Raw genomic sequence first — 10,179 nt, 5'->3', positions numbered from 1 at the left:
CAAAGAAACAAGACTGCTTGCGTCCACTATGTGGTTCCCAACCAACAAACCCGTTGCTTGAGGAACAAAACCACAACCAAATAACAACACCACAGATGTTGTAACCACAGATTTCCCCCACCCCCGACACACGGGGCCGTGGCGGAGCAAGGGTTACGGCGGTCATAGCGTGGGGGAAACGCCCGGTCCCATCCCGAACCCGGAAGCTAAGACCCACAGCGCCGATGGTACTGCACCCGGGAGGGTGTGGGAGAGTAGGTCACCGCCGGAACACCATTAACGGTCGAGGACCCCAACCACCAGGTTGGGGTCCTCCCGCATTTAAACCCCCCTTTCCGGGCTTGACCCAAGGCTTCTGGCGGCCCGGCCTCGGGGGATCGGCCGCCCGCCAGACCCGGGCATACGTGCCCAGCCAGGCGCGGGTTTCGGCCGGCGAGAACACCGGTCACGGGGCCCGCCACGAGCGCTTCTCGGGTCCCGCGCAGCAGGCAGGGGCGTCCATAGCGTGCGCCGGCGTCGTGTCTGCAAAGGACACACAGTCGCGGCCGACCAGGACCTTGGGGCCAGTCCCCAACTGGCAGCCCCCCGGCTGGCTATCCGGCGGCGGAAAGTCCGCCGGTGGGGACCTTGGCGGATCCCGCGGAAGCGGCGGCGACGAGGGGGCTTCCGCTCTCGGCGCAATTTGACCGCGATCGGCGCCGATTCCAGTGATTTTCCCCAAAAAAGGCCGAAAACACGCGGAATTTGCCACCTCTGAGGCGCCAAGCTGGTAAGTTTTCGAACAGTGGTTTGTACGCATGCCGTGTGCAGGCTCCAAAAATCGTGACCGTCCAGGAGGACATAAATGGCTAAGAACCGTAGTGAACTTGTTGCAGAGGTAGCAGGCAAGGCCGGCACCAGCCAGGCAGCAGTCAACTCCGTGCTCGACGCACTGTTCGAGGTCTTCGAGACCTCCGTCGCCGCGGGCGAGAAGATCACCATCCCGGGCTGGCTCGCCGTCGAGCGCACCGACCGTGCAGCTCGCACCGGCCGCAACCCGCAGACCGGCGAGACCATCCAGATTGCCGCTGGCCACAGCGTCAAGCTGACCGCCGGCTCCAAGCTGAAGGCTGCAGTCGCCAAGAAGAAGTAGTCTTCTTCGCAGGCTTGAAAGGAGCGGCAACCCTCGGGTTGCCGCTCCTTTTGCGTTCCCGGCCCGTTCCTCATCGGTCCTCGGCCGTCCCGCTGCCCTTCCCGGCCAGTCCACGGCCCTGTGAAGGCCGGGCCGGCTGGGCGGATCCCCGGAGGCCCAACCGCCGGGACCGATTCGCCGCGCAAGGCGGCGTAGCGGACAATGGAGGTGTGCCTTCCGCAGTAAATCCCACGCCCACAACCGCAGCGCCCGTTCCCCCCGGGGACGCACGCGGCCCTGGCTCCGGTCCCGCCGGGATTGCCCGGCCTTGGCTGATCGCAGGCCTTGGCGCGTTGTTTATTGGCCTGGTAGCGGCACTCATCTTCTCCGGCGCAGCAGCCGCCCGCGAGGTCTCAGATCCCGGCGCACTCGTGCGCTGGGGGCTTCCGGTGAGCAAAGCGATCCACAACGTCGCCGTAGCCACCGTGATCGGCGGCCTCATCTTCGCCGTCGGCATCCTCCCGCGGAACAGGAGCGGCTCCCGGTCCAAGGAACAGGACGCCCCCGAACATCCGGCCTTCACCCGGGCGCTTGCCGTGGCAGCGGCCGCCGGCGCCGTCTGGACGCTCTCCGCGATCACCGTGCTGGTCCTGGGCTACGCGGACATTGCAGGGCAGGGCATCTCCGGGGACCCGGAATTCACCCGCTCCCTCGTGTTCTTCATGACGGACATCGAAACCGGACGCGCGTGGCTGGCTGTCGTGATCATCGCCGCCGTCGTTACCACCGCCCTGTTCGGCGTGCGCTCCCGCGGAGGCCTGGCACTGACGCTGGTCCTTTCGCTGATCGGACTGGTCCCCGCCGCCCTGATCGGACACTCCTCAAGCTCCAGCGACCACGAGGGCGCCATCAACTCGCTCGGCCTGCACCTGGTCGGCGTATCGGCCTGGGTGGGCGGCATCATCATGCTCGCGGTCCTCTCCGGCGTCCTGGAAGGCACACGCGCCGGCGGCCGCACCTCAGGCGCGGCCCCGGGGACCGCAGACATCACCGAGCCAACCCTGCGCAGGTTCTCATCGCTGGCCGGCTTTGCCTTCGCCCTGGTCTTCGCCTCAGGCGTGATCAACGCCAGCATCCGCCTCACCCATTGGGCAGACCTCTTCGGCTCGGCCTACGGGCAACTCATCCTCGCCAAGACGGCAGCGGTCCTGGTGCTGGGCGGCATCGGGCTCATGCACCGCCGCTGGGTCATCCCGCAGCTGGGCAACCGCGCCATGGGCAGGTCCGCGCGCCGGGTGCTGTGGCAGCTGGTGATCGTGGAGCTGATCATCATGGGAGCGACGTCCGGGATCGCCGTCGCGCTGGGGCGCTCCGCCCCGCCGCAGCCCACCACCTTCGCCCCCGACGCTTCGCCGGCCTTCATCCTCTCCGGCTATGAGCTGCCGCCGGAACTGACCCCGGACCGGTGGCTCACGGAGTGGCGGCTCGACTGGCTCTGGATTGCCGTCGTCGTATTCGCCCTGGTGTCCTACCTCCTCGGCGTACGAAGGGTGCTGAAGCGGGGCGACTCGTGGCCCTGGTTCCGGACGGTCAACTGGGTGATCGGACTCGTGGTCCTCACCTACGTGACGTCGGGGCCGCCGTCGGTCTATGGCAGGGTACTGTTCTCGGCGCACATGGTGGACCACATGGCCCTGACGATGGTGGCCCCCATCTTCCTGGTCCTCGGCGCCCCCGTGACGCTGGCACTGCGGGCGCTCACGCCGCGGCGCGACAGCTCCCGCGGCCCGCGCGAGTGGCTCATGATCTTCATCCACTCCAAGTTCTCGCAACTGGTCACCCACCCGCTGTTCGCGGCCGCCAACTTCGCCGGCTCCATTGTGCTCTTCTACTACTCGGACGCGTTCGGCTACGCGATGCGGGACCACGTGGGCCACGAACTCATGAACCTGCACTTCGCCCTCACCGGCTACATCTTCGTGCTCACCATGATCGGCACCGATCCGTTGCCGCGCCGCGCACCGTACCCCATGCGGCTGCTGCTCCTGTTGGCCACCATGGGCTTCCACGCGTTCTTCGGCGTCGCCATCATGGGCGGCACGGGGCTGCTGGCCGCCGACTACTTCGGCAATCTCGGCCGGACCTGGGGTCCCTCGGCCCTGCTGGACCAGCAGATGGGCGGCGCGGTGGCCTGGGGCATCGGGGAAGTGCCCACGCTGCTGGTGGCGATCGGTGTCGCCGTTCAGTGGTCCCGCTCCGACGCGCGCGAGTCCAAACGCACCGACCGGGCGGCGGACAGGAATAACGACGCCGATCTCACCGCTTACAACGATATGTTTGCCAAGCTGGCCGAGCGCGACGCCAGGCTTGCCGAACGCAATTCAAAGCTGGAAGGACGCTCATGACCGAAACCGTACGCACCCACCTCCGGGTCCGGGCCTCCGAACTGGTGGGCCGCAACTGGCTGAACACCGGTGGCAAGTACCTGGACCTTGAATCCCTGCGCGGCAAGATCGTGCTGTTGGACTTCTGGACGTTCTGCTGCATCAACTGCCTGCACGTCCTGGACGAACTCCGCCCGCTCGAGCAGCAGTACTCGGATGTCCTCGTGACGGTCGGCGTGCATTCGCCCAAGTTCGAGCACGAGGCCGATCCCGTGGCGCTGGCGGCCGCCGTCGAACGCTACGAGATCCGCCACCCTGTCCTCGACGACCCCGAGCTGGACACCTGGAAGGCCTATACGGCCCGGGCCTGGCCGACCCTGGTGGTTATCGATCCCGAGGGCTACATCGTGGCGCACCTCTCCGGTGAAGGCCACGCGGACGGGCTCGCCGTGCTGATCCCCGAATTGATCGCCGAACACGAGGCCAGGGGCACCCTGCACCGGGGCGACGGACCCTATGTGGCGCCGGAACCGACGTCGGGTACGCTGCGCTTCCCGGGCAAGGCCCTCTTCCTGCCCGCCGGCCGCGGCGTCGGTAGCGCCGGCGACGGCTCGTGGCTGGTGACCGACACCGGTCATCACCGGCTCGTGGAACTCTCCACCGACTTTGAGACCGTGCTGGCCACGTACGGCTCCGGTGAGAAGGGCCACGCCGACGGCAACGCCGCCACCGCCCGGTTCAATGAACCGCAGGGCCTGGTGCTGCTGCCCGAGGATGTCGCCGCGGAGACGGGCTACGACGTCGTCATTGCCGACTCCGTGAACCACCGGCTGCGCGGGCTGTCCCTCGCGGACGGAACCGTCCGGACGTTGGCCGGAAACGGCGTACAGCGGCTGCTGGAAACCGGCCCGGCCCGCGTGGACGAGGAAGGCGCCGCGTACGGCACCCGTCTCGAGGCGGACCCGCTCGCGGTGTCCCTGAGTTCGCCGTGGGATGTCGTCTGGTCCAGCAAGCTCAACGCCGTGGTGGTGGCGATGGCGGGAGTGCACCAGATCTTCAGCTTCGAGCCGACCTCCGGCGCCGTAAAGATCATCGCCGGCAACGGCCTCGAGGGACTCCTGGACGGCCCGGCCGCTGAAGCCTGGTTCGCCCAGTCCTCCGGCCTCGCCGAAGACGCCGACGGCAGCATCTGGGTGGCTGACTCCGAGACGTCCGCACTGCGCAAGCTCGTGATTGATGACGCCGGCAGCATCAGCGTCGAGTCGGCGGTGGGCAAGGGCCTGTTCGACTTCGGCTTCCGCGACGGCCCCGCCGCGGAGGCGCGGCTGCAGCACCCGCTCGGCGTCACAGTGCTCCCTGACGGTTCGGTGGCCATCGCGGACACGTACAACGGCGCAGTCCGCCGCTACGACCCCGCAACGGGCACGGTCTCCACGCTGGCCCGCGGACTGTCCGAGCCCTCGGATGTGATTGTGGACCACACCCAGGTCGCCGGATCCGAGCCGTTGCTGGTGGTGGTTGAGGCCAACAAGCACCAGCTCGTGTACGTGCCCATCCCGAAGGAAGCCCAGCAGGTGGACGAGGGTGCGGCGCAGACCCACCGGCCCAAGAGCCCTGTGGCTCCCGGGCCGCTCGAACTGGCGGTCCGCTTCACGGCGCCCACCGGGCAGAAGCTGGACGACCGCTGGGGCGATCCCACCCAGTTGAAGATCTCGTCCACACCCCCGGAACTGCTGGTCTCCGGCGGCGGGACGTCCGTGGGGCTCCTGCGCACCCTGGAGCTATCCTCCGACGTTCCCGAAGGCGTCCTGCACATCACCGCCCGCGCGGCGGCGTGCGACGGACCCGAAGACGCCGACGGCGAGATCCCGGACCATGCGGCCTGCCACCTCTACCAGCAGGACTGGGGAATCCCCGTGCTCCTGCAGGCCGACGGCGACACCGAGCTGGTCCTGGACCTGCGCGGGATGGACTGAGCCGCTGCGCCAAGGTTGATCAAAAGGCTGCTGTCCGTGACCTGGTGTCACGGACAGCAGCCTTTTTGGCTTTCTTCAGGCCCCCGGGCCGCGGAATCCCGGCGCCGGCGGACACCCGGGGCCCGAAAAAGCTGCACGGCGTGACGGGGAACGGTGCAGCCGCGGAATCCCTTGGGTGCTAGTAGTCCAGCTGTGGCGTGAGTTTGACGGTGTCGCCGTCGATGTCCAGCCGGGTCGTGAAGCTGAAATCGTGGACGGAGTCGATGTCGGACACGGCGCCCGAGAACAGGTCCTGTTGGCGGGCCTTGATCCGGGCCTTGCCGTCGAGGGGCGCCACCACCCAGCGGCCGCCGAACGGCTCGATGCTGACGCTCGGGTATTCCGTGATGCTCCAGTCGATGGTCCCGTCCATCACGCGGTTGTTGGTGGCATGGTAGAAGGGGCAGTTGGGCTGCAGCTTCTGCTGCTGGTCGGCCTCGTCGGCGCAGGAGTCCAGGAACTCCTTGACCTTGCTGCTCACAGCTTCCTTCAGGGCGCCCGTGGCCTCGGTCAGCAGGTTCAGCGAGGCCGGACGCGCGTCCCCGCCCGACACGGTGGCGCGGGTGGCCGGGGCGGAGAAGTACTGGCCGTTCAGGGTCGCCTCATACTCGCCGGGGTAGAAGACGGCGAAGGAGTTGCGGCCGTTGGGCATGTTCACCGGTACCCCGTTGAGGGTGGCCTCGCTGGAGTTGACCACGGTGACGTCCAGAACGGGCAGCTCAGAGGGGACGAAAGACCATTTGTGGAAAAACAGCCACTCGGTGCCGGAGCGTTCCAACAGGAACTCGGTCCGCAACGGGTTGCCGTCGATGGTGTAGTCCATGGGCACCATGACCTGGTTGGCGCCGCGCTCTTCCGCGGCGCCAAGCTTGACGTCGGAGATGCGGGCCGCCGCGGTTTGTAGGGCCGTGCCGTCGAGCATCGCCGGGTTGCTTTGTGGCACGGAGGCACGCAACAGGCCCAGCGCCTTTTCGCCATCGCCCTTTTGCAGGGCACTCAAATATTCGCGGACTGGTTGCTGGGGCCCGGCAAGGGAGTCGTTCACCAGGTTGATCGACACGATGGCCCCGGCGACGGCAAGCATCAGTCCGAGCAGCCACACTGCCGCGATTTTGACCAACGCCTGACTCATCTGCACCATTCTTACGTTACCTGTACCCCACAGGAATCCCGGTGTCACGGTCCGCATCTGTGACGCGGAGCATGGCTGAAGGTCGCCCGGGCCGGATGGCCGGGAGCGTTCGGTTGGATGCCGCCGCGGTGATCCCTAGCGGCGGCGGCGCTTGGAGGAAGTGCCGAAGACGCCGCGGAGCAGCTCCCTGCCAAGCTGGGTCCCCAGCGACCGGGCCATGCTCTGGAGGCCACCGCCGAGGGCCCCCGCGAGGTCGCCGCCGATGCCCCCGCCACCGCCGGCCTGCGGCTGCGCCGGCCGGGGGGCGCGCCGCTCGGGCACGTTGTCATTGTCGGGCATCCTGGGCGCCGGCGCGGGGCGGCTGCTGGGTCGGCCAAGGATTTCTTCCTCGATCCGTCGGGCTTCGGCGTCGATGGCGCTGGGGTCCAGGCCGCCGCCCTGGGCTCGGTCCTGGGCTCCGCCCCGGTGCGCGGTCCCGGCGGCCGGTCCGGTGGGGGCAGCACCTGTGTGGTCACCGCCGTCGGCGGCGATCTTCTCGTAGGCCGAGATGGTGTCGACGGCGGTGCCGTACTTGGGCAGCAGGGCCGAGGCTGCGACGGTGCTGGAGATCAGCTCGTCGGTGCTGGGCCCCATCACGGACTCCGGGGCACGGAGCCGGGTCAGCGCCACGGGGGTCGGCGCGCCGTTCTCATTCAGAACCGTGATGACGGCCTCGCCGATGCCGGCGGTGGTGAGGGTTTCCTCGAGGTCGTAGTCGCTGGTCGGGAAGGTGGAAACTGTGGCCCTGAGGGCCTTGGCGTCCTCCGGGGTGTAGGCGCGGAGGGCGTGCTGCACCCGGTTTGCCAGCTGGCCGAGGACGTCGGCAGGGACGTCCTTGGGGGTCTGCGTCACGAAGAAGATTCCGACTCCTTTGGACCGGATGAGCCGGACGGTGGTGGTGATCGCATCAAGGAAGGCTTTCGAGGCGCCGTTGAACAGCAGGTGCGCCTCATCGAGAAAGAAGACGAGCTTGGGCTTGTCAAGGTCCCCGGCCTCGGGCAGGTCCTCGAAGAGGTCGGCGAGCAGCCACATGAGGAACGTCGAGAAGAGCATGGGCTTGGTCTGCAGGGTCGGGAGCTCCAGGCAGCTCACCACGCCGCGGCCGTCCGGCGCGGTCCGCAGCAGTTCGGCGGTGTCGAACTCGGGTTCGCCGAAGAACTTCTCCATGCCCTGCGCCTCGAGCGTGATCAGTTCGCGCAGGATCACGCCGGCGGTTGCCTTGGAGAGGCCGCCGAGTTCCTCAAGCTCGTCCTTGCCCTCGGCCGAGGTCAGGAACTGGATCACGGCCCGCAGGTCCTTGAGGTCGATCAGCTCAAGGTTTTTCTTGTCCGCGAAGTGGAAGACGAGCTGCAGGCTCGATTCCTGGGTCTCGTTCAGGTCCATGATGCGGGAGAGCAGGATGGGACCGAAGGAGGTGATGGTGGCGCGGACCGGTATGCCGTTGCCGTCGCCGCCGAGCGCAAGGAATTCCACCGGGAAAGTCTTGCCGGCCCACACCTGGCCGAGGCTCTCCGTGCGGGCGAGGAGCTTTTCGCTGCCCTTGGCCGCAGTGGCCAGGCCGGAGAGGTCACCCTTGATGTCGGCCAGGAACACGGGTACACCCGCGGTGGAGAGCTGTTCGGCGATCATGTGCAGCGTGACGGTCTTGCCGGTGCCCGTCGCCCCGGCCACGAGGCCGTGCCGGTTCATCATCGCGAGCGGCAACCGGACCGGCGCCTCCTTGCGGAGCTCGCCGTCGACGATCGCCGCGCCGAGCTCGATCGTCGGGCCCTCCAGGCTGTAGCCCTGGACGATCGTGGCGACTTTGTCTGCAGTGGATTTGATGGCCATGCGGTTAGCTTAGCCGGGTCCGGGGTTCCCGGACCCGGCCGGGACGAGCCTATTCGGCGAGGGCCTTGAGGACCTCCTTGGCCACATACTCGCTGGACTGCGGGTTCTGTCCGGTGATGAGGTTTCCGTCCCGCACAACATGAGACGTCCACGCCGCGCCGTTCTCCACTACCGCGCCCTTCTCCGTCAGGACGTCCTCCACGAACCACGGCGTGTTGGGTCCCGTGCCGCCGCCCAGCTCCTCCTCGTTGGTGAAGACGGTGAGGCGGCGTCCGGCGAAGGTGAACGAGCCGTCGTCTTCCGTGGCGCTCAGCAGCCCGGCCGGGCCGTGGCAGAACGGCGCGATGATCTTGGCAGCGGCGTTGGCGCCGGAGAGGATCCTGCCGAGGTCGGCATCCCGGTACAGATCGGCCATGGGCCCGTGGCCGCCCGGCATGACGACGGCGTCATAGTCGGCGACGTCGACGCCGCCCAGCACCAGCGGGGCGGAGAGCTCGGCGTCGATCGACTCAAGGTAGTTCCGGAAACCGTCGGCACGGTCCTGGCCGCCGGCGGACTCGGCCGCGAGGCTGACCTCATCCACCGTGGGCTTCCGGCCTCCGGGGGTGGCGATGTGCACGGTGTGACCCGCGTCCAGGAGGGTCTGGTGGGAGACGACGAGTTCCTCGGCCCAGTAGCCGGTGGGGTGTTCGGAGCCGTCGCGCATGGTGAGGGAATTTGCGGCCGAGACGACCATCAGGATGTTAGCCATGGTGTTGTTCCTGTTCTGCCGGCAGGGCCGGCGGGTGGTGGGAGGGGCTAGCGGGCTGCTTGGAGTTCCGCGAAGGTGGCATCGTCGAGCACGACGCCGGCCGCCGCGAGGTTTTCTTCCAGGTGCTTCATGGAGCCGGTGCCGGGGATGGGCATTATGACGGGGGAGCGGCGCAGCAGCCAGGCCAGCGCGACCTGGGAGGTGGTGGCACCGAGCCGCGTGGCGGCCGCGTCCAGCGGACCGCCCGGCCGGGCGAGTTCGCCGGCGGCGATGGGCGCCCACGGAATGAAGCCGATGCCGTTCTCCTCGGCGTACTCGAGGACGTCCTCGGAGCTGCGGTCGGTGAGGTTGTACCGGTTCTGCACCGTGGAGACCGTGAAGTACTTCCCGGCTTCCTCCAACTCCTCGACGCTGACCTGAGACAGGCCGAGGGCTTTGACCTTGCCTTCCTTTTGCAGATCGCGAAGCACGGTGAACTGCTCCTCGCGGTCCACTTTGGGATCGATCCGGTGCAGCTGCAGGAGGTCCAGGGCATCGACCTTGAGCTTGCGCAGGCTCAATTCCGTCTGCTGGCGCAGGTATTCGGGCCGGCCGACCGGAACCCACACGTTGGGTCCGGTGCGCGCGAACCCCACCTTGGTGGCGATCTTGAGGCCGTCCCGGTAGGGGTGCAGCGCCTCGGCGAGGATTTCCTCGCTGACGTTGGGGCCGTATGAGTCGGCGGTGTCAATGAAGTCGATGCCAAGCTCCACGGCACGGCGTACGACGGCGACCGCGGCGGCGCGGTCCGCCGGCTCGCCCCAGACGCCGTCGCCGGTGATCCGCATGGCGCCAAAGCCCAGCCGGTGGACGGTTCCGAGGTCCTGCAGGGCGATCGTGGCGGATGGTTCGCGATGTTGTGAATTCTCGGGGCTCAT

7 protein-coding genes and 1 rRNA gene are annotated in these 10,179 nt (G+C 67.8%); 4 read left to right on the top strand and 4 right to left on the bottom strand.

The annotated features are described in order from the left end of the window. Positions 1-154: 154 nt before the first annotated feature. The 4 genes from rrf (at position 155) to C560_RS0110980 (ending at position 5,471) form a co-directional block, all read left to right on the top strand. Positions 155-271 (top strand): 5S ribosomal RNA (gene rrf, locus C560_RS0110995). 573 nt (positions 272-844) lie between these two features. After that, positions 845-1,132 (top strand): HU family DNA-binding protein, encoded by a 288-nt coding sequence (locus tag C560_RS0110990; protein ID WP_011776355.1) that lies wholly within the window; start codon positions 845-847, stop codon positions 1,130-1,132. A 209-nt stretch (positions 1,133-1,341) separates the two neighbouring features. Beyond that, positions 1,342-3,516 (top strand): cytochrome c oxidase assembly protein, encoded by a 2,175-nt coding sequence (locus C560_RS0110985; protein WP_442853156.1) that lies wholly within the window; start codon positions 1,342-1,344, stop codon positions 3,514-3,516. Continuing rightward, positions 3,513-5,471 (top strand): NHL domain-containing thioredoxin family protein, encoded by a 1,959-nt coding sequence (locus C560_RS0110980; RefSeq protein ID WP_026538245.1) that lies wholly within the window; start codon positions 3,513-3,515, stop codon positions 5,469-5,471. Before C560_RS0110985 ends, C560_RS0110980 begins: the two co-directional genes overlap by 4 nt. A 178-nt stretch (positions 5,472-5,649) precedes the next feature. Here the strand turns inward: C560_RS0110980 and C560_RS0110975 are convergent, their stop codons facing one another. The 4 genes from C560_RS0110975 to C560_RS0110960 all read right to left on the bottom strand — a co-directional run bounded on the left by C560_RS0110975 (position 5,650) and on the right by C560_RS0110960 (position 10,179). Next, positions 5,650-6,642 (bottom strand): hypothetical protein, encoded by a 993-nt coding sequence (locus C560_RS0110975; RefSeq protein ID WP_026538244.1) that lies wholly within the window; start codon positions 6,640-6,642, stop codon positions 5,650-5,652. 135 nt (positions 6,643-6,777) lie between these two features. Then, positions 6,778-8,511 carry a helicase HerA-like domain-containing protein gene (locus C560_RS0110970; RefSeq protein ID WP_026538243.1) on the bottom strand — a complete coding sequence of 578 codons (1,734 nt, stop codon included), beginning with the start codon at positions 8,509-8,511 and terminating at the stop codon, positions 6,778-6,780. A gap of 49 nt (positions 8,512-8,560) precedes the next feature. Continuing rightward, positions 8,561-9,262, bottom strand: a complete 702-nt coding sequence (locus C560_RS0110965; RefSeq protein WP_026538242.1) for a type 1 glutamine amidotransferase domain-containing protein — start codon at positions 9,260-9,262, stop codon at positions 8,561-8,563. A 47-nt stretch (positions 9,263-9,309) separates the two neighbouring features. Beyond that, entirely contained in the window at positions 9,310-10,179 is an 870-nt protein-coding gene (locus C560_RS0110960; RefSeq protein WP_026538241.1) for an aldo/keto reductase, read from the bottom strand.

The organism is Arthrobacter sp. 9MFCol3.1, assembly GCF_000620385.1.
Lineage (GTDB): Bacteria > Actinomycetota > Actinomycetes > Actinomycetales > Micrococcaceae > Arthrobacter.
The sequence above is the reverse complement of the archived record's forward strand: the minus strand, read 5'-3'. Positions and strand labels throughout refer to the sequence as shown.

Bases quoted from the DNA above. Each gene is read 5' to 3' on its own strand.
- C560_RS0110960 (WP_026538241.1), bottom strand. From the start codon at position 10,179: ATGAGCCCCGAGAATTCACAACATCGCGAACCATCCGCCACGATCGCC.
- C560_RS0110970 (WP_026538243.1), bottom strand. From the start codon at position 8,511: ATGGCCATCAAATCCACTGCAGACAAAGTCGCCACGATCGTCCAGGGC.
- C560_RS0110965 (WP_026538242.1), bottom strand. From the start codon at position 9,262: ATGGCTAACATCCTGATGGTCGTCTCGGCCGCAAATTCCCTCACCATG.
- C560_RS0110975 (WP_026538244.1), bottom strand. From the start codon at position 6,642: ATGAGTCAGGCGTTGGTCAAAATCGCGGCAGTGTGGCTGCTCGGACTG.
- C560_RS0110980 (WP_026538245.1), top strand. From the start codon at position 3,513: ATGACCGAAACCGTACGCACCCACCTCCGGGTCCGGGCCTCCGAACTG.
- C560_RS0110990 (WP_011776355.1), top strand. From the start codon at position 845: ATGGCTAAGAACCGTAGTGAACTTGTTGCAGAGGTAGCAGGCAAGGCC.